Below are 19,935 nucleotides of genomic sequence, written 5' to 3'. Positions count from 1 at the left end.
TAATAGCGAACGAGATTATATTACTCCATTACTTAAGTCAGTGCCTGATCATCGCCTAATTGATGCTGTTGGTTGTGATCTGCAATTAGCTGCAGCCTATTTAAAAAATTCCACCATGTTTCTTGGCAATGACTCTGGTTTGATGCATATGGCAGCAGCGGTTCAGACACCAACACTGGGCTTATTTGGTCCAAACTCCCTACCTAAAAAATTCAGACCCTGGGGTTTACACTGCTCTTATATCTACAAACCAAGACCAGATTCACACTCTTCTGATGACAATGACCTAATGGCGTTGATATCCATCAATGAAGTACTGACGGCGATGAACGATTTAATTAGAGAAAACAGAGCCTACGTACATAATAGGCTCTTGAATGAGATAGACATAAATGAAGATAATCTGGTTGCTGATTAAAATGTTTCAGGATCAGAAACAGCCAGTCTCCCAGTTAAATCAGCCACCAAAAATCGAAACGAATTAAATGCAGGTAATGAGGCAGGAAGAGCTCCAAAAGAAATCGTAAATGGAGCTGATATTGAAGTATCCGTTCTTAATAATGCCCAGTTATTAAACTCATTGGGATCTTGAGCGAACGTGCGCAGATAAAACTGCTCTCCCTCGCTGATAGCCTCCAGTTTACCTTGAGTATTTGAACTACCAACTTCAGGCTGAAACCCTCTAACCACGTACTCATTATTTTCAATTAAAGCAAACAAATAACCAACACTCCCATCCATTTTCATCACTGGAATTAAATAATTTTCCTCGTTTGGGAGGTTAGGATAGATATCAGGAATTAAAAATACTGGCGTACCATTTACTAAAGGCCAGGAATCACTGTTTATAAAACTTATAGAAGCTAGAGGTGGTTCAGGAGGAAACGATGATAAAGGCAAGATAGAAATAGAGCTGTAACACGGAGTAGAGGATATTTTGTGACCTCGTGAATACACATTATCACAAGCTTCATTTCCAACTGCCGCAAATGCCTGATCGTAATAACTGCTAAGATCAGCAGAATAGGTAGTTCCAGTAAGCATCATATTAGAAATAGTGGTCTCTAAACTGTTTGTATTAGCACTGTAAAAATCATGATAGCTTGTAACTAATTGCATGTAAGGCAGAGAGAAAAACTGATTGCCATTAAGCACTGTGGTTTGAGGATAAGAGGTTATATATTGTGGAAGAATAGAGGGAAAATAAGCACTTAAACCATGAGATGCCTGGCGATTCTCACTGTTTTTCGTGTATTTAACAGCTTCGTTCACCGCCACAATCAAGTCTCCTGAAGCAAAATATAACGGCATATCAGAGGCAAATTGGGCCTGAACCAGTTTAGCAAACTCAACAAGATCAACCAGATCCCTGCTTTTATTATCCCAAACTGACGTTGAATAATCAGGTGCCTTTAAACGGCTTGCAGCAATGCTGATCCAATTAGAAACATCATTGGTGTGAGGCTTTAATGCATCCGCAAAAGCATTTATGGCAGACAGCACATTAGGCATAGCCGAAGCATCGACTACAGACAATGTGGTAGAGTCGTCTTTATTCTGCTCCGTAAAACCGTTGGCTATATTTATCCCGATATCCAAGCCTGAGGCGGTAGGTTTTTGCTGGATAAAACTTAAAAAGGTATTATATTGCCAACCGTTTCCGGGCTCTAAGTCCTCAGAACCAATCAAATAATTCGTGTAAGGATATAAGCCGGCGTAAGTCTCTGCATTACCTAAAAAGCAGGCATCAAAACCAATCAACTCAAAATGGGTTCCCATCTTGGTATAAATATTCTGAGCCACTGCAGACAATTGATTAATAGGAGTAGAAGCATTTTGGAATAGTTCATCACCACCAAAACCACCGTTAGGTCCACCACCATGATCCCAATAGATTAAAATGTATTTTTGCGCTGGGAAAGATGTCACCCCCCACTGTACAAAGTCTTCAATGGTATCTGTCAGACTCATATTAAGTAAACCTAAATCGTCAACTACAGAAACCTGCCCCGGATAAACTACTTTTCTTTGTACCGTCCTCCAGCCCGGAGCGCGCGCTCCTCCGGTCTCTAAAACAATATTCATCTTACTGGAGGAACCCACTTCCATCATTTGTTCAATATTAAAGGTAGCCTGCCCTCCATCAGACTCAAGATCAGAACCTACGATGTAAACTAAAACGGTATAATCAGCATTAGCAATAGTGGATCTAATTGGAGTAGTTAATGGCGCTCGGCCATTGTAATCAATGCTTAAAATACGATTTATTGTTCCTGATTGCAGTTGACTGAGAGTAACGGTAATAGTGCAAGATCCATTAGGTGGCAACAAGCTGCCACATGTTGTTTGGGTCGCCACAACAGAGTTATCGTTCTGTTGATCGCCAGCATTTAAAACACGAATGCTGCGTATAGGTAAGCTGCGGGTAGCCACCTGATTATGAATAGTATAGGTCAACGTTTGCTTCTGACCTATTGCCATATCAGTTACCTGGGGTACTGATGTAAACTCAAGGGGAAGTACTCCTGCTGAAGCAGCATGGGACACCAGATAAAGACCAAGGCCCAAACCTAGATGAACAGAAGCTTTGAACCTCGTTTTTGCATGAACAAACTGATCCACCCACTTTTTACGGGTTGGAAATTGTTTTTCAGAAAGAGAATTGATGTCCATATATTTGATCATTGTTTATACCTTAAAATAAATTCATTAAAGAGCCAAATGTAATCCCAATAAAACGGCATTCGTGTCCAGTTTAAAATGAGCAGGGTAAATCACTGTTGCATCTCCATTCAAATACCCATAGCTACCAGTGGCTATGTTGCCAAAATAGCTATAAAGATATTGAACAGAAATCTTCAGTTGTTCTGAACATTGATAAAATGCCCCCACTCCCACTTCGCTGGTAAACCTATTGGTTCTGGAAGTATTTAAAGTTAAATTCCCTTCTTCAATTCCTGGATTGGGATAATCAGAGTAATGTAGTTTATTCCAACCATAACCTAATCCACCAATAACAAAAAGAGAAGCCCGCTCACGCTCCCAAAAAGTCAAAGATAAATCCATCATTAAACGTTGGTTAACCAGAGACATTTGGTAGGTATAATTAGCCATACGTGGGTCTTGATATTGCTCAATTTGTCCTTCAACAAGATTGTTCCATAACTTATTGCTCAGATAACGATAATTTAAGCCTACCCTGCCTTCAGAAAACCATTTTGTTTTTTCTTTTAAGGGAAAGAGATAAGAGACGCCAAAGCCGAATGCGCCGATCATTGGATTATTTGTTTGACGTAAATTATCTGTTTCAGTTTCCGTTACAATAAAAGTAGAACTGCTCATACTTTGTTTCGCAGCACCAAAATTTCCAGAAATCTCCAGATGTTCATGCCAGGGCAATGAAGCTGAAAAAAGAGTTGCTGAGCTCAGAGTCAAGGGGACTATACAACAATAGGCGCGAAAAAATTCCTTATAAATCATAAATTAAATCCTTTTAGATAGTTTAATACAAAAACACCATGCATTGTGTTGGTTTATTCAAAATAATTCAATATCAAAGACATATTAGATTTGTTCAGAAGCACAAAATTTCTTAAAATTCTGGCCATTTTCGGAATGACATGAACATATATTCAAAAGTAACCTGCAATTTTTCGTAACTACCTTGATATCACGTTAAAAATAAAAAAAGAACGTGAACGATTGCTACCTTAATATAAATTTTTGAGTTTACAACACTCTAATTTAAACTTAATATTGATTTTTGTAACAAAAATCATATCGAGTATTTCAATGACTAAAGGCGGAAAAAGACCAGGAGCAGGACGTCCTAAAGGTGGCAAATATAATGAGACAACCAAACTGGTTCGTATTCCCTATTCTCGTGTTGAAGAAGTTTTATCGTTTTTAGATATGGGATTGAGTTATAGAGTCCCTTTATATTCAAGCAAAGTCCGAGCAGGATTCCCCTCTCCTGGAGATGATTATGTCGAGGCCTATTTAGATTTAAATGAACGATACATTCAAACACCAGCAGCAACCTTCTTTGTTGTTGCGTCAGGAGATTCAATGACGAATGCCCACATTGATGAGGGTGATATGTTAATTGTTGACAGAAGTATAGAAGCAACTCATGGAAAAATTGTCATTGCAGCACTTAATGGTGAATTAACTGTCAAGCGTTTATCCAAAATAGGTGGTCGAATACAGCTCCTTCCCGAAAGTCCTAAATACAAGCCTATTGATATTACCGAGGAACATGATTTAGTTATTTGGGGCGTAGTGAAACATATTATGAAAGATGTCTAAAACAATGTATGCCTTAATCGATTGTAACAATTTTTTTGCAAGTTGTGAGCGACTCTTTAGACCGGATCTACACAACAAACCATTAATAATATTGAGTAATAACGATGGAGCTATTATTTCACGCTCAAATGAAGCAAAAACCTTAGGCATAAAAATGGGGGAACCTTTCTTTAGGGTTAAAAATTTTTGTAAACACCATAATATTCATGTCTTTTCTTCAAATTACACCCTTTATAGAGATATCTCTCAACGAATTATCTCAGTACTTGAAGAAGCTTGGGATCATGTTGAAATTTACTCTATTGATGAAGCATTTCTTGATTTAGGTACAATGCCTGCCCACTTGCGCGAATCATTCTGCATCGAATTACAGCAAAAAATTTTAAAATATACAGGTATTCCTACGTCAATAGGCATAGGACAAACCAAAACCCTTGCAAAAGCGGCAAACTACCTTTGTAAAAAAGAACTTAAAGTTCCTATTTTTAATATCAATGAACAGCAGCATTGGCTAAGAAACATTAGTGTGGGAGATGTATGGGGAATTGGGCGCCAATGGCATAAAAAATTAATGCAACAAGGCATTTATACTGCCCATGATTTAGCAAACATGAATCCTCATGTATTAAAGAAACAATATAATGTAATAATGATGCGTACGGCAATGGAGTTACAAGGAGTATCTTGTTCAAATATTTTAGAGAATGAATCGAAGCAATCTATTTTGTCTTCTCGTTCCTTTGGTAACATGCAGACAGAATTTGATTCCATTGCACAAGCAGTTAGTGCGCATTGCGCCAATGTTTATAAAAAATTACGCCAACAACGCTCACTTACCCAATCAATCTATGTCTTTATAAAAACGAATCGTTTTAGAGAAGATTTAACGCAGTATAACCAATCAGCAACAATAGCCCTGCCCTATCCAACAGATGATTTACGCTTGATTACCCATCATGCTAAAAAATGTTTGCAGAAAATATATAAAACCGGCTTGCACTATAAAAAAGTAGGCGTTTGGTTGGGAGAGCTGAGCAGTAAAGACCACCATCAGTTAGATATATTTCATCAGCCTGATCAACGTTCCGAAAAAGCAGAACAAGTAATGACCATACTGGATGCAATTAATCTTAAATATGGACGCCACTCCATCAAACTGGCAGCCGAAGGTTATACAAAAGTGTGGGCAATGAAATCAGACCTAAAATCACCAGCATATACAACCAAGTGGACAGATTTACCTGTTGTAACAATCGGTCATCCGGGATAACACGCCAGCATAACAAACATTTCAATCTCGATACAAAATTCCAATATTAGATTCTATTATAAACAATGTATAAAAATATTTTAAGAGTGAATAAATATGCACTATCTCAATAACTTGAAACGTCAAAATTATCTAGAATCAGACAAATTATGAAATTTAATTGACTAAATAAAAGACATCATTATGATAGCGGCATTTAAATTTGAACAAAACAGATATATTGGATCAGAAGATGAATAGTTCCTCAATTGAAGTCGGCGGTAAAATTATAACAATCGGCCTAATGCAGGCAACTGATTTTAATATAGTTAATCAATGGTGCATTGATGAGGGCTGGAATATTGGGCTTTATGACAGCGCCGCATCTTATAAGATGGATCCTTTTGGTCACTTTATCGCAACAGAATCTAATCCGGTTGCCTCTCTTTCATTAATCAAACACAGCCCAACTTTTTTTACCCTAGGTCCATTTATTGTTCAAAAATCCTATCGCAAACAAGGAATAGGTGAAGCACTCTGGAATGTCGCAATGTCCCGAATGAATAAAGAACATCCAGCAGCACACATTGTCTTGTATGCAGTATCCCAACAAGTCGAACGCTATAAAAAATCGGGCTTTACTCCAGTTCAGACAATTCAGCGATGGTATTTACCCTCAAATATTTCAAGTAATAATACTTCCCAATGCACTGCCATCACCCAAAAACAAATCCCAGCTCTGAAACAATACAACGAAAAAAATAATGTTATCAATCAAATAGTACTTTCTGAACTGTTATTCAAACCAGACACTAAAGGTTTACTCTTTGTGGTCGATGACATCATCAAAGGGTTTGGCATGATACGTCGTTGTGTTCGCGGATTTCGTATAGGTTCTTTGGTCGCAGACACCCCAGAAATTGCCCAAGCCTTAATTGCAGAGCTGTTTGTGTTTGCGCAAGGAGAGTCAGTGTTTATTGATGTACCAGACTCTACCCCTGAGAGTGTTTCGCTCCTGAATGCATTTAATGCAACCAGAGAGCCTCTAGAGGATACAATTATGATGATTAAAGGGTCTGGATATTCCGATTATCTACATCAAAGAGAGCGTCTGTATGGTTTATTTTCTCTGGAAATAGGTTAACAAACCATGAGCACTTTTAATTATATAAAAGAGGATGGCCAATATATAGGACATGGTGATAGCGTTTGGTTCAATCATCAAGATACCTTATGCACCTATATTGAAAAACAAACACAAAAAACGCCTGATGCAATTGCGCTTCATTTTAAAGAGTCAAAAAAAACTTTTAAAGAAGTGCACGAACAAAGCAATCAGTTAGCACATTACCTTGTGGGATGTGGTGTTCACTCTAAAGATAAAATTGCAGTCTATTTAGAGCCTGGAATTCATACCCTCATCGCAATTATTGCAATAATAAAAACCGGTTGTTGCTATGTTCCTCTTGATATTCATTATCCTCTTGAACGAATTGGATTCATGGTGAAGGACAGTGAAGCAAATTTACTCATTACCGAATCGCATTTAAATGATCAGGTGGAGTCTATCGATTTAGCATTGATTGTATTGGATAAAATTACCCATGAACTAGCCGCCTTATCACCACTGTTTACTTCACGCGCCAAATCATCAGAGCTGGCTTATATGATTTATACCTCAGGGAGCACAGGGGTGCCTAAAGGCGTTCAAATCCCCCATGTGGCCCTTTTAAACCATATGTTATGGATAAGTCAACGCTTCGATATGACATCAGAAGATGTCATCCTTCAAAAAACGCCTCTCTCGTTTGATCCATCCGTATGGGAGCTTTTTTTACCTTTTTTTACGGGTGCACAATTGGTAATAGCCCAGCAAGGCGCTCATGTAGATCCCGAATTGCTAATTGATCTTATTAATCAATATCAGGTGTCTCTCTTGCAACTGGTCCCTTCTATTTTGAAAAAAATGCTGCAAAACAAAAGAATACGCACCTGTTCTTCATTACGTTATGTTTTTGTGGGTGGAGAATCCCTACGCCCCGAAATAAAAACGTTATTCTTTGAACAGTTAAGATGCCAGCTCATTAATTTATATGGACCAACGGAAGCTACCATTGACATTACAGCGCATCAGGTCACCGCTAGCAATGAAGATCTGCATACAAACATCATCGGCCGCCCTATCCATAATACCAGTTTGTATGTGGTGAATAGCCAAGGAAATCTGGCAACACAAGGTGAAGAAGGAGAGCTTTATATTGGCAGTTTAAGTTTGGCACAAGGTTATCATCAACGAGCAGCATTAACCCAAGGACATTTTATTCCTAATCCTTTCGAACCTCATCGTTTTAAACTAATTTACAAAACAGGAGACTGGGTACGTTGGCTCGCATCAGGAATGCTTGAATACCTGGGCAGAAATAATGATCAGGTAAAAATTAATGGCGTGCGCATTGAACCCAAGGAGTTGGTATTAACAGTACTTCATCATTCCGACGTTTCAGATTGTTTTGTAGTAAAAAAAATGGACACACACGGACACGATTACCTGGCATGTTATCTAAAACCGAAGCAAACCAACATTAATCTTGCAACTATAAAAAAAGATTTAAAAGCCAAATTTCCAGCCTTTATGCTTCCTAGAGTTTTTATTATTATTCACGACATTCCATTAACTGTGAACGGTAAAGTAGATGTCACAGCACTTCCAGAGCCTGATTTCACGCAAACCGTATTAGAAGCACCGAACACAAATGAAGAAACTCATGAATTAATGCTCTTATGGCAAAAAGTATTAGAAACAAACCAAATCAGTGCAAACGATAATTTTTTTGATGCTGGAGGTGCCTCTCTTTTGGCTCTAAAACTCATTTCCCTGATTCAAGAGCAATTTAAAGTAACTCTTCGTATTCGTGATTTATACTCCCACCCCACGCTAAAAGAGCAAATGAATTTAATTAAGCAAAAGCAAGCTCCACAAACAAAACAAATGAAGTCACACCAGGAAATTCCCAATCCTATCATTTGTTTACAACCTAATGGGCATAAAACACCTTTATTTCTGATACATCCGATAGGCGGCACCATTTTCTGGTTTACCAAATTAGCGCGTGCTTTAGGTAAACAACGCCCAATCTACGGAATTCAAGATCCTGGCATCGATTTGGAACAACCCGTATTAAACTCTATAGAAGAAATGGCATCCTTTTATTTAAAACACATCAAATCCATTCAGCCTACCGGACCTTATTTGTTTGGTGGGGCATCATTTGGAGCCACTGTCGCTGCACAAATAGCTCATGACCTCAAGGCTCAAAAAGAACAAGTTGCCTCACTTATTGTGCTCGATGGATGGGGGGTTTATCCTAATACACTGTTAGACGATCATTATTTTAAAGCCTCTATGGCACGCCAACACGCCGAGCTCATAAGTGATTTTAAAAAATACGGCTTACCTGCACCTGAAATCTTACTGGATATTCAATGGTTCCGCCTGAATCTGCTGTGGAAGTTTAAACTGCAACTCATTGAATCCCCTATGGCTTTATTTAAATCACAAGATCTATTGCCTGCCTTTGCAGAAATTGATGCACCGCTTAATCATTGGGAGCAATTTTCTAATAATGAAATTATTCGATTTATTGTACCGGGCACTCATGAAACCATGTTCCAGGAGCCTCATGTTGAGGTCTTATCCAACCAGTTACAGGATCACCTGTCAAAAATTAATATATAATGATGATGAATCACTTAAAAAAGGAAACTCAATTGAGCAATAACGCCAAGGACAACTCCTCATCCAAACCACCTAATGAGTGTTCATTACCCTCGGTTATTGCAAAAATGAAAACCATTAAAGAGGTTCACGACTATTATCAAAAAATCATCAGTTGTATGCCTAATAACGTATTTTGGCTGGACAAAAATTGCATTACTCAAGGATGCAATGCCAACGTACTGAAGTTTGTTGGCCTTGAAAAACCGGAAGACTTCGTTGGAATAACTTACGAACATATGGGGAAAATCGCAGGATGGGCTCAAGGACATGCACAGCTTTATAAACATGATGACCAGGAAGTTATGTCCTCCAGAAAACCCAAACTCAATAGTGAAGATCCCCCTATTCTCAATCCAGATGGCACACTAAGCTATTATTCAACAAGTCGCGTACCACTATTTGATGACGGCCAAAACGTAATTGGCATAGTGGGGATCTCTGTAGATATTACAGAACAAAAACAACTGCTAATGGATTTAAAACACGCAAAAGAACGGGCAGAGTTAGCAAACCAGGCTAAAACAGAATTTCTTGCTAATATGCGTCATGACATCAGAACCCCTCTCTCTGGTATTGTAGGATTTAGTGAAATTTTGAAATCAGAAACAACTGACCCACGAATAAAAGAATATGCAGAAAATTTAATCGCATCAAGCAATGCGTTGCTGGATTTAATGGACGAGGTATTAGATGCTATCAAAGTGAGCTCTGGCGAAATCCCACTTTTAAAGAAAAAATTTAATTTGGCGAACATCTTTGAACACGTGACCAAACTCTATTCTGCTAAAGCTGCAGAAAAGAAATTAGCTTTATCGTATAATTATGATCCTGAATTGCCGCAGTTTGTCATAGGCGACAGAGTTCGTCTTCATAGAATTGTACTAGAATTAGTCGGTAATGCACTCAATTTTACCGATTCAGGACAAGTTACCATCCGTATAGAATCAGCCAAGACAGAACAGCAATCATTAATTCTACGACTGATAGTAGCCGATACAGGAATGGGAATACCTAAAGACAAACAACAAGATATTTACGTACAATTCAAACGATTAACTCCATCCTATCAAGGTATCTATAAAGGAGCAGGATTAGGACTGTACGTTGTAAAACAATTCATTGATGAATTGGGTGGTGAAATATACGTAGACAGCGAGCTCAGAAAAGGCACTGTATTTACTTGTCTTATTCCTCTTCAAATTCCCCTTCTTGATAATGACACAGGAGTTGATTCATCTGATGAGTTAAAAATTCCAACTGCGCTGATGGTTCCATTAAACCACCAAAACCATACCATACAAGCAAATACAAAAATATTAAGCCATATCCTGGTGGTTGAAGATAACTTCATTGCCCAAACAGTCGCAAAAGCGATTCTCACGTCCATGGATTGTCGGGTTGATGTCGCTTCATCGGGAGCTGAGGCTGTAAAATTATGCGAACAGCATCATTATGATCTTATCTTTATGGATATAGGATTAGGTGATGGTTTGGATGGTTATGAAGTCACCCAATACATAAGAGAAAATTTGCAAACCACGCCCCACATCCCGATTATTGCTCTCACAGCCCATGGTGCGGATGAAAGTAAACAACGATGTATTGAGGCTGGAATGGATGCCGTATTGACCAAACCGTTAACTCAAGCTCATGCCACGGATATCCTGCATTCATTTATTCCTTCTCGTAGTAGTTATGCAAATACTGCATTTGTTTCGACACGAAAGGATTTACCCGATACCGATGAAGAATTATTTCAATTGAACCACTTTTCCCTTTTAGACACTGACGAGGCTTTAAAAAACTGCGGTTCTCTTGAAATGGTACAACAGCTCCTCGCATTAATGATCACGTCCCTGGCTGATGACCTGGCATTAATGAAACGTGCTTATACCGCTCATAATTTTCCATTAATTGAAAAAACTGCTCATAAAATCAAGGGAGGCGCAGTATATGTCGGAACAATCCGATTGAAGTATTCATGCCAGTATCTTGAACGCTATTGGAAATCAGGAGAACGCGATTTATTTGAAGCGCTTTATCATCAAACCATTACAACGATTGAAGAAACACTAACGTACATCGAAGGTTGGCTGCACAAAAAAAAGTGATCATTGTTTAGAGGAAGTCACAATTCAAACAGACAAAGTGTTCTACAGTCCCATCAGCTAAAACTCTGGATTTGTTGTTGATTTCGTTTCTGATTAGCGATGGAGAGCAATTGTCAACACGCCCTGGTGCCATTGTATCGAATTACTATAGAATTCTGATTTAACCATTGTATAGAGATAATTACATGTGGATTGATGGAACTGTTTTAGTGCGCGTTACCAATGATGATTTAACTAACGGGAGATTTAAGTTTCCTCCTCAAGTTAAGGAGATTGCAAAAAGAGCATTTATGTATTGTACAGAGATGACTCACCTAGACATCCCTCCAGCAATTAAATATATTGGGAGTGAGGTATGTATGGATTGCGCAAATCTTTCTCATGTTACCATATTTGGGCTTAAGATAATCCCGTATCATGCATTTTGTGGATGCAAGAGTCTTGTTAGCATAGCTCTGCCTCCAGACCTTGAACGGATTGAAGCCGAGGCATTCATGGGATGCACAAGCCTCGTTCATCTCACTATTCCTGATAGTGTAAAAAAAATCGGATATCGTGCATTTTCTGACTGTATAAGCCTCATTGATATCTTTTTTTCTTCAGGACTTAAACGGTTTCGCGATGACATACTCATGGAATGCCGTAGTCTCATCCATGTTGTTGTACCAGATGGAGATGAGATAACTCTGCTCTTATTTTACGCGCGCGATGTAATTTCTTATAACTTTCAATTAATCGTAAATGAGGCTCGATACCTTCAAGAGCCATACTGGTTTTAGTCAGACCGTAAAAACGTACGCTCCCTGTGACGGAACCAACCACCTGATCCATCACATCGACACCAAACATGCGATTGAAGCTTTGGATAAAATGTTCAAGCTCCAGCTCTTCATCCAGAGTAACTTCCAGCACTGCATGCACTGCTTGATAAAACAGACCACGTTGAACTGTATTGTCATTAAATTGCAATAGTTCACCGACTAGCTCGAGAGCTTCTTCATGGGCACCCAGCGCTAGATGAATAAGGATCTTAAGCTCAATAATAGTGAGTTTTCCCCAGACTGTATTTTCATCGAACACGATACCAATCAAAGTACGAATATCGCTGTAGTTATCTAATTGGCTTTCGTCTAAACGATTAACCAGGTTGCTTAGTGCTTTATCGCTTAATGAATGCAGATTTAAAATATCTTCACGATAATCCAGCGCTTTGTTCGTATTATCCCAAACAAGATCGTCTACCGGATAAACTTCTGAATAATCAGGCACAAGAATACGGCAAGCCGAAGCGTCTAAATCGGTTAGATCGGCAACATACACTTCTTTACCCATAGCTACCAGGATACCAAATAGCTTGTCAGCCTCTTCTTCGCTGCTACCAGAAAAGTCCCATTCACAGAATTCATAGTCGTATTTACTGCTAAAGAAGCGCCAGGAAATCACCCCTGTAGAGTCAATAAAGTGTTCAACGAAGTTTTCTGGCTCAGTAACAGCCATACTATTAAAGGTTGGCTTGGGTACATCATTTAAGCCTTCAAAGCTACGACCCTGCAGCAGTTCGGTAAGACAACGTTCTAATGCTACTTCAAAACTTGGGTGGGCACCAAAAGAAGCTAAGACCCCACCAGTTCGTGGATTCATCAGAGTAACGCACATAACAGGAAACTGCCCACCCAAGGAGGCATCTTTCACTACAATTGGAAAGCCTTGCTCTTCCAGGCCTTTAATGCCCGCCAAAATACCAGGATACTTTTCAAGCACGCTCATAGGCACATCAGGCAGAACAAGTTCTTGTTCAATGATTTGCCGTTTAACAGCGCGTTCAAAAATTTCAGATAAGCACTGTACATAGGCTTCATGGATATTGTTACCCGCACTCATGCCATTACTTAAAAATAAATTTTCAATCAGATTCGATGGGAAATATACTGTCTCACCATCAGACTTACGCGTATAAGGAATAGCACAAATACCACGCTCTTTATTTCCCGAGTTGGTATCAATCAGATGAGATCCCTGTAATTCTTCGTCCGGGTTATAAATATCCAGACAATAGTCGTCCAAAATGCCCTCAGGCAATTCTTCTCCCTCTAATGCAAACCACTTTTCATTGGGATAATGAACAAATTCGCTGTTGGCTATCTCTTGACCAAAGAATTGATCATTGTAGAAAAAATTATTACTCAAACGCTCAATAAATTCGCCTAATGCTGAGCACAATGCACTTTCTTTAGTAGCACCTTTCCCGTTAGTAAAACACATGGGCGAGGCAGCATCACGAATATGTAAAGACCATACATTAGGTACTATGTTACGCCATGAAGATATTTCTATTTTCATACCAAGATCGGCCAACATGCCGGTTATGTTTTTAATGGTTTGTTCCAACGGCAAGTCTTTACCAAGAATACAAGTATTCTGTTCGTCTTCCAGCTGCCCCATCAACATGGCATTGGCATCAGCATCCAGATTGTCAACGGTTTCTATTTTAAATTCAGGGCCAGTTTGCACTACTTTTTTTACGGTACAACGCTCTATCGAACGTAAAATACCTTCTCGGTCTTTGTCTGAAATATCATCAGGCAGCTCAACCTGAAGTTGAAAAATCTGATTATAGCGGTCTTCCGGATCAACAATATTGTTTTGCGATAATCGGATGTTCTCAGTGGAAATATCACGAGCTTTGCAATACACCTTGACAAAATAAGCAGCACAAAGAGCCGATGATGCCAAAAAATAATCAAAAGGACTTGGAGCTGAGCCATCACCTTTATAGCGAATAGGCTGATCGGAGATGATGCTAAAGTCATCAAATTTGGCTTCGAGTCTTAAATTATCGAGAAAATTTACTTTGATTTCCATTGAGTATGTCCACAGGATGCGCGGCCCAAAGGCCTAATGTCACTATAATCAGGATTAGAAGCTAAAGAACAACTCAATGTTTTAGTCAGCTTCTGCTCGTAATTTTACAGAAATTCTTTCGTTTTTTGGTATAAAATTAATCAAAAAAGCTAAAAGTGAATGAAATATATCATAGAAAACAATATATTTGCAAAAACAATACGGATTAAAACTATTTTTGTCTCAAATAAGTACTTTGATTGCTAATAGTGCCAGCTCGTTCAAAAAAAACAGTGAAGAAGCGCGGCAAAACTGGCCCGACACACACCATGTATGTCATCCTCGGATTGACTCCAGATCGATAATTAAGCTATTGTTTCAACTTTAGTTTTAGAGTACAAGCCATGGTTAAATCATATAAAGAGCTGATCAATACTGTAAAATCCAACCAAAACACTATGGTAGAACAGCTCCATCAGTTTTGTAACATTAATTCGGGGACGACTAATATTGAAGGGCTTGCTGTCATGGCTAGCACCTTGCACACAGCATTTCAACCAATTGCCGACTCTGTCGAGCGCAAAAAGTTACAAGCACTATCTGTTATAAATATGAGTGGAAACACAACAACCCAGCATTGTGGTGATGCCCTTTTTATCAGCAAACGCCCTCACTTAAAACGTCGAATTCTTCTTAGTGGTCATATGGATACGGTGTATGCGGCAAATAATTCTTTTCAAAAATTAACCTACATTAACGACAATTACGTAAATGGCCCTGGAGTAGCCGATATGAAAGGCGGCTTGATTGTCATGCTGCATGCATTAGCTGCTTTTGAACAATCAGACATGGCTTCTGAAATGGGTTGGGATGTATTAATTAATTCTGATGAAGAAATCGGTTCGCCAGCATCCAGCATCCTTTTTGATGAATTAGCGCCAAACTATCAAGCGGCTTTAGTCTATGAACCCGCGATGACAGCCACAGGAACTTTAGCCAAGAATCGCAAAGGCAGTGGGAAATTAACTCTTGTCGCCACAGGAAAAGCAGCACATGCAGGTAGAGCCTTCGATGAAGGACGAAATGCTATTTGCTATCTGGCTGAAGCAGTAACGGCTATTCATGCCTTAAATGGACAACGTGATGGCGTGACCATTAATGTCGGTAAAATAGCAGGCGGAGAAGCTCTTAATGTCGTGCCCGATAAAGCTGTAGCCCAGCTTGATATACGCATTAGCCTTGCTGAAGATCAATTTTGGGTCAGAGAAGCCCTTGATAAAATCATGTTGGGGTTAAAGCGCCCTGATTACTCATTAACAGTTCATGGGGGCTTTGGCAGACCAGTAAAGCGAGTTTGTGCAGCTACAGAGCGGCTCTTTCATCGTGTTCAAAGTATTGGAAAAGAACTGGGTTTATCTATAGACTGGAAAGACAGCGGCGGTTGCTGTGATGGAAATAATCTGGCACACCACGGATTGGCAGTTATTGATACCTTGGGCGTGAGAGGAGGAAATATTCACAGCTCTGAGGAATATATATTGCTGGATAGTTTATCAGAGCGTGCCGCACTTAGTGCCTTACTATTGACTGATCTGGCGCAAGGCGGTCTAGAGGATCTAAAAAAATGATGCTATTTCGCAGTGTACGTGAATCGGATTTGGACGCCATTCACCAACTGGCAGAGAAAAGCGGCATAGGAATGACTACTCTGCCGAAAGATAAAGAATTACTCAAAAAAAGACTTGATTGGTCTTGTGATTCCTATAAAAAAAAGGTCACTCAACCAGGTAGTGAATATTATTTTTTTGTATTGGAAGATTTGGACGATAAAAAAATTATCGGCACCTCGGCCATAGAGGCTAAAACAGGACATGACTCTCCATTTTATTCATACAAAGTATCAAAACGTACCAGAGTATGCCATTCACTAGGCATAAGAAGTGATTATGAAGTATTGAGTCTGGTCAATGATAACCAAGGACGTACTGAGATATGCACTTTGTTTCTTGCTCCCGAATATAGAAAAAATAATAATGGTTTATTGTTATCCAAAGGACGTTTCTTATTCATGGCGCATAATCCTTCTCGTTTTGGAAGATTGGTTATCGCTGAAATGCGCGGTATTTCTGATGAACAAGGACGCTCCCCATTTTGGGAAAATATTGGCGCTCATTTTTTTCATATGCCATTTTTTGAGGCAGATCGCCTTACTTTAGCTACGAATAAACAATTTATTGCTGATCTGATGCCACGTAATCCAATTTATGTGAAATTACTCTCTTCTGAAACTCAATCGGTTATTGGAAAACCTCATCAGTCAACAGCCCCAGCCATGAACATCTTATTAAAAGAAGGATTTCGCTATAACAACTACATCGATATTTTTGATGGCGGTCCAACCATAGAAGCCCCCTTGCAAGAAATAAAAACTATTGCTTTAAGCCGCATGATGGTGATTAAAAGCATTAGCGATGAAGTAAGCAGCAATGAATATTTATTAGCCAATACGCATATGGATTTTCGAGCAACCATTAACTATGCCGTATTTAATGAACAAGAGAATACCTGCATTATCAGTAAAGCAGCAGCGAACTTGCTCCAGGTAAAATGCGGTGACAGTCTACGTATCTCACCCATACGAATCAACGAAGCGCTTACACTGTAATGTTATAAGGAATAACGATGTCTAATACCCCCATCATGCAAAGCAAAGGACAGTATATCAATGGCTTATGGGTCAAAGGAAAAGGAACGACTCTGGAATCCATCAATCCAGCATATGGCACTTTGCTTTGGCAAGGCAGTAATGCAACTGCAGATGAAATTGGAGCAGCAAATCATGCTGCACATCAAGCATTGTTGAGCTGGTCAGACACCAGCTTTGAACAACGAGCTCAGTACGCTAGAAACTTTGCCCAACAGATTGAAAAAAAACGCTCCCAACTGGCTCTGTTAATTAGCCAAGAAACCGGAAAACCGTTATGGGAATCTCAAACTGAAGTCACAGCAGTCATTGGCAAAATAAATCTGTCAATTCAAGCATATCTAGAACGAACAGGTGAAAAACAAACCATTACAGCAGAAGCTAATGCCTGCCTTCGCTTTAAACCTCAAGGGGTTGTCGTGGTTTTAGGTGCCTTTAATTTTCCAGCTCATTTGAGCAATGGACATATAGTGCCTGCACTTATCGCCGGAAATACCATACTCTATAAGCCGAGTGAGCAGGCTCCCGCCGTGGCAGAACTGATTATGCAATGTTGGCATGACAGTGGAATCCCGGCAGGAGTTATCAACTGTTTGCAAGGTGATTATCATTGCGGTACCACCTTATTGTCACAAGACATTCAGGGCGTTTATTTTACTGGTAGCTACCCTACAGGGAAACGTATACATCAACAATTCGGAGACAGACCAGAAGTAATCTTAGCCCTGGAAATGGGGGGGAACAATCCATTAGTGATAGATGAGGTGAGTAATATTGATGCTGCAGTATATCAAACTATCCTGTCTGCCTTTATTACTTCAGGGCAGCGCTGTACTTGTGCTCGACGTGTGATGATTCCGAACTCCCATCATGGCGATGCATTTCTCAAGCGCTTTATCAAGGCTTGCACGTCTTTGAAAGTAGGCCCATTCGATAATCAACCGGAGCTCTTTATGGGGCCAGTAATCAGCTATGTACAGGCGTTAAAACATCTCCACTCCCAAAAACACCTGGTTGATATGGGCGGAGAATCTTTATTACCAATGAAACTTCTTACTGAGTACACCGGCCTTTTATCGCCCGGTATTATTGATATGACTCGCGCTCAAAATCCTCCTGATGAAGAACTGTTCGCTCCTTTTGTTCAGATTTATCGATACAACCACTTTGAAGAAGCAATAGAATTAGCAAATCATACTCGTTATGGTTTGGCAGCAGGATTATTAAGTGACAGTGAAGAGAACTATCAGCTCTTTTATCAAAAAATACGGGCAGGATTAATAAACTGGAATAGACCCACAACTGGAGCTGCCAGCAGCCTGCCTTTTGGTGGCGTTGGAAACAGTGGGAATCACAGGCCAAGTGCGTATTTCGCAGCGGATTATTGTTCTTATCCTATAGCCAGTATGGAACAGCCAATATTATCAACACCAGCCCAATTATTACCAGGTATTGTTTTGGAATAAATCAGATGAATGTATATGAACTCAATATGGATGGGCTTGTCGGCCCGACTCATCATTATGCCGGTTTGTCTGACGGTAATATTGCTTCAACCAGCAATGCGCTAAGCCCTTCCAACCCGCAAGCAGCAGCAAGGCAAGGATTAGAAAAAATGCGTTTATTGCATAATATGGGTTTAAAACAAGGTTTATTGCCTCCTCATCAACGCCCTAATCTTAATATGCTTCATCAATTAGGTTTTACAGGCTCACCAACCGAACAGATTATCAAAGCCAGCAAAGCAGCCCCAGAGCTGCTGAGTGCCTGCTACTCCGCATCAAGCATGTGGTCAGCTAATGCAGCTACAGTATCTGCAAGTGCAGATACTCTGGATAATAAAGTTCATTTTACAGCAGCAAACCTGGTGAGTAATTTACATCGCCATCAGGAAGCAGACTTCTCCAAAAAGATGCTGCACTTTATTTTTGCCAATCCTAGTCATTTTCATCACCATCCGGTATTACCGAACTCTAGCGTTACCGGTGACGAAGGTGCTGCGAATCATAATCGTCTCTGTAAAAGTCATGCTGATAAAGGAATTAATCTTTTTGTCTATGGTAAGAAAGCATTAGGCTCTAAAATAGCTCAAACAGAACCCACCAAATATCCAGCGCGACAAACGCGAGAAGCATCTGAAGCAATTGCTCGTGCTCACTTATTAAATCCTGAACAGGTAATTTTTGCACATCAAAATCCTGCTGCAGTGGATTTGGGCGTCTTCCATAATGATGTTATTTCAGTTGCCAATGAATCAGTATTTTTGCTGCATGAAGAAAGTTTTTATAACCAATCTCAAGTGCTCCAGTCTCTAAAAAGTAAGGCTGATTTTCCCCTGACCGTTTTAGAAATTTCTAAGAATACCCTAAACGTAAAAGATGCAGTTGAAACCTATTTATTCAACTCTCAATTAATAAGCTTACCTTATCAAAACAGCATGATTTTAATAGCACCTTTTGAATGTCAAAATAACCATAGAGTAAAGCAAGGTATTGATGAACTGCTCGCTGATACAGGTAATCCAATAAACTCAGTGCATTATCTCGATCTCAAACAAAGCATGAGAAATGGCGGCGGACCAGCCTGTCTGAGATTACGAGTGCCATTGAACGAGCAGGAACTAGGTGCTATGCACCAAAGTGTGCTTGTTTCCAATCAATTACTCGATATTTTGGATCAATGGGTGTTAAAGCACTATAGAACAGAATTGTTGGCATCAGATCTAGCAGATCCACAGTTGATGAACGAGAGTTTGCAAGCATTGGATGAGCTAACTCAAATTTTGAATTTGGGCTCTATATATCCATTTCAATTGTGACACGCTTCCAAAATGATATTTTTCTCCCCAAGGATTCACTGTCATTAAAATTAAGGACTTGACCGTCATCCTGAGGAGATCCTTCGCTATGCTCAGGATGACGTACTTTTCTTTATTTAATGGCAG

13 protein-coding genes and 1 pseudogene are annotated in these 19,935 nt (G+C 39.5%); 11 read left to right on the top strand and 3 right to left on the bottom strand.

The features are described 5' to 3' along the window. Positions 1–418, top strand: a 418-nt coding sequence (locus Q0495_RS02570; RefSeq protein ID WP_298622708.1) for a glycosyltransferase family 9 protein, incomplete at its 5' end; no start/stop codon positions are given. Here Q0495_RS02570 and Q0495_RS02565 read toward each other — a convergent pair. Then, positions 415–2,685, bottom strand: a complete 2,271-nt coding sequence (locus Q0495_RS02565; RefSeq protein WP_298622706.1) for a clostripain-related cysteine peptidase — start codon at positions 2,683–2,685, stop codon at positions 415–417. The genes Q0495_RS02570 and Q0495_RS02565 overlap by 4 nt on opposite strands. A gap of 24 nt (positions 2,686–2,709) precedes the next feature. Next, positions 2,710–3,480 (bottom strand): outer membrane protein, encoded by a 771-nt coding sequence (locus Q0495_RS02560; protein WP_298622704.1) that lies wholly within the window; start codon positions 3,478–3,480, stop codon positions 2,710–2,712. A 312-nt stretch (positions 3,481–3,792) separates the two neighbouring features. Between Q0495_RS02560 and Q0495_RS02555 the strand changes: the two genes are divergently transcribed. The 6 genes and pseudogenes from Q0495_RS02555 to Q0495_RS16785 form a co-directional block, all read left to right on the top strand. Continuing rightward, entirely contained in the window at positions 3,793–4,308 is a 516-nt protein-coding gene (locus tag Q0495_RS02555; RefSeq protein WP_298622703.1) for a LexA family transcriptional regulator, read from the top strand. Between the two features lie 4 nt (positions 4,309–4,312). Further along, positions 4,313–5,578, top strand: coding sequence for a Y-family DNA polymerase (locus Q0495_RS02550; protein ID WP_298622710.1), 1,266 nt, complete (start codon positions 4,313–4,315; stop codon positions 5,576–5,578). A 232-nt stretch (positions 5,579–5,810) separates the two neighbouring features. Further along, positions 5,811–6,701, top strand: coding sequence for a GNAT family N-acetyltransferase (locus tag Q0495_RS02545; RefSeq protein ID WP_298622701.1), 891 nt, complete (start codon positions 5,811–5,813; stop codon positions 6,699–6,701). 6 nt (positions 6,702–6,707) lie between these two features. Then, complete coding sequence (locus Q0495_RS02540; protein ID WP_298622699.1) at positions 6,708–9,293, top strand: amino acid adenylation domain-containing protein; 2,586 nt, start codon at positions 6,708–6,710, stop codon at positions 9,291–9,293. A 32-nt stretch (positions 9,294–9,325) separates the two neighbouring features. Continuing rightward, a complete protein-coding gene (locus Q0495_RS02535) occupies positions 9,326–11,446 on the top strand; it encodes a PAS domain-containing sensor histidine kinase (RefSeq protein WP_298622697.1) in 2,121 nt (706 codons plus the stop codon). Between the two features lie 185 nt (positions 11,447–11,631). Then, a pseudogene (locus Q0495_RS16785) lies at positions 11,632–12,084 on the top strand (leucine-rich repeat domain-containing protein); the annotation flags it as partial. A gap of 10 nt (positions 12,085–12,094) precedes the next feature. Here Q0495_RS16785 and Q0495_RS02530 read toward each other — a convergent pair. After that, positions 12,095–14,308 carry an OsmC domain/YcaO domain-containing protein gene (locus Q0495_RS02530; protein WP_298622695.1) on the bottom strand — a complete coding sequence of 738 codons (2,214 nt, stop codon included), beginning with the start codon at positions 14,306–14,308 and terminating at the stop codon, positions 12,095–12,097. Between the two features lie 383 nt (positions 14,309–14,691). On the opposite strand from Q0495_RS02530, the gene Q0495_RS02525 reads away from it, so the two are divergent. From Q0495_RS02525 to astB, 4 genes are read left to right on the top strand one after another with little or no spacing between them, the layout of a single operon-like run. Further along, the gene (locus Q0495_RS02525) at positions 14,692–15,915 is read left to right on the top strand and encodes a hydrolase (protein WP_298622693.1); all 1,224 of its coding nucleotides are present in this window, start codon (positions 14,692–14,694) and stop codon (positions 15,913–15,915) included. After that, positions 15,912–16,952 carry an arginine N-succinyltransferase gene (gene astA, locus Q0495_RS02520; protein ID WP_298622691.1) on the top strand — a complete coding sequence of 347 codons (1,041 nt, stop codon included), beginning with the start codon at positions 15,912–15,914 and terminating at the stop codon, positions 16,950–16,952. Before Q0495_RS02525 ends, astA begins: the two co-directional genes overlap by 4 nt. 17 nt (positions 16,953–16,969) lie before the next feature. Then, entirely contained in the window at positions 16,970–18,457 is a 1,488-nt protein-coding gene (gene astD / locus Q0495_RS02515) for a succinylglutamate-semialdehyde dehydrogenase (protein ID WP_298622689.1), read from the top strand. A 5-nt stretch (positions 18,458–18,462) separates the two neighbouring features. Then, positions 18,463–19,809: an N-succinylarginine dihydrolase gene (astB, locus tag Q0495_RS02510; protein WP_298622687.1), complete on the top strand. Its 1,347-nt coding sequence runs from the start codon at positions 18,463–18,465 to the stop codon at positions 19,807–19,809. The last annotated feature ends 126 nt before the right edge of the window (positions 19,810–19,935 follow it).

This window comes from uncultured Legionella sp. (assembly GCF_937871865.1).
In the GTDB taxonomy this organism is placed as follows: Bacteria; Pseudomonadota; Gammaproteobacteria; order Legionellales; family Legionellaceae; genus Legionella.
The sequence above is the reverse complement of the archived record's forward strand: the minus strand, read 5'-3'. Positions and strand labels throughout refer to the sequence as shown.

Bases quoted from the DNA above. Each gene is read 5' to 3' on its own strand.
- Q0495_RS02525 (WP_298622693.1), top strand. From the start codon at position 14,692: ATGGTTAAATCATATAAAGAGCTGATCAATACTGTAAAATCCAACCAA.
- Q0495_RS02540 (WP_298622699.1), top strand. From the start codon at position 6,708: ATGAGCACTTTTAATTATATAAAAGAGGATGGCCAATATATAGGACAT.
- Q0495_RS02530 (WP_298622695.1), bottom strand. From the start codon at position 14,308: ATGGAAATCAAAGTAAATTTTCTCGATAATTTAAGACTCGAAGCCAAA.
- Q0495_RS02560 (WP_298622704.1), bottom strand. From the start codon at position 3,480: ATGATTTATAAGGAATTTTTTCGCGCCTATTGTTGTATAGTCCCCTTG.
- astB (WP_298622687.1), top strand. From the start codon at position 18,463: ATGAATGTATATGAACTCAATATGGATGGGCTTGTCGGCCCGACTCAT.
- Q0495_RS02550 (WP_298622710.1), top strand. From the start codon at position 4,313: ATGTATGCCTTAATCGATTGTAACAATTTTTTTGCAAGTTGTGAGCGA.
- Q0495_RS02565 (WP_298622706.1), bottom strand. From the start codon at position 2,685: ATGATCAAATATATGGACATCAATTCTCTTTCTGAAAAACAATTTCCA.
- Q0495_RS02555 (WP_298622703.1), top strand. From the start codon at position 3,793: ATGACTAAAGGCGGAAAAAGACCAGGAGCAGGACGTCCTAAAGGTGGC.
- astD (WP_298622689.1), top strand. From the start codon at position 16,970: ATGTCTAATACCCCCATCATGCAAAGCAAAGGACAGTATATCAATGGC.
- astA (WP_298622691.1), top strand. From the start codon at position 15,912: ATGATGCTATTTCGCAGTGTACGTGAATCGGATTTGGACGCCATTCAC.
- Q0495_RS02545 (WP_298622701.1), top strand. From the start codon at position 5,811: ATGAATAGTTCCTCAATTGAAGTCGGCGGTAAAATTATAACAATCGGC.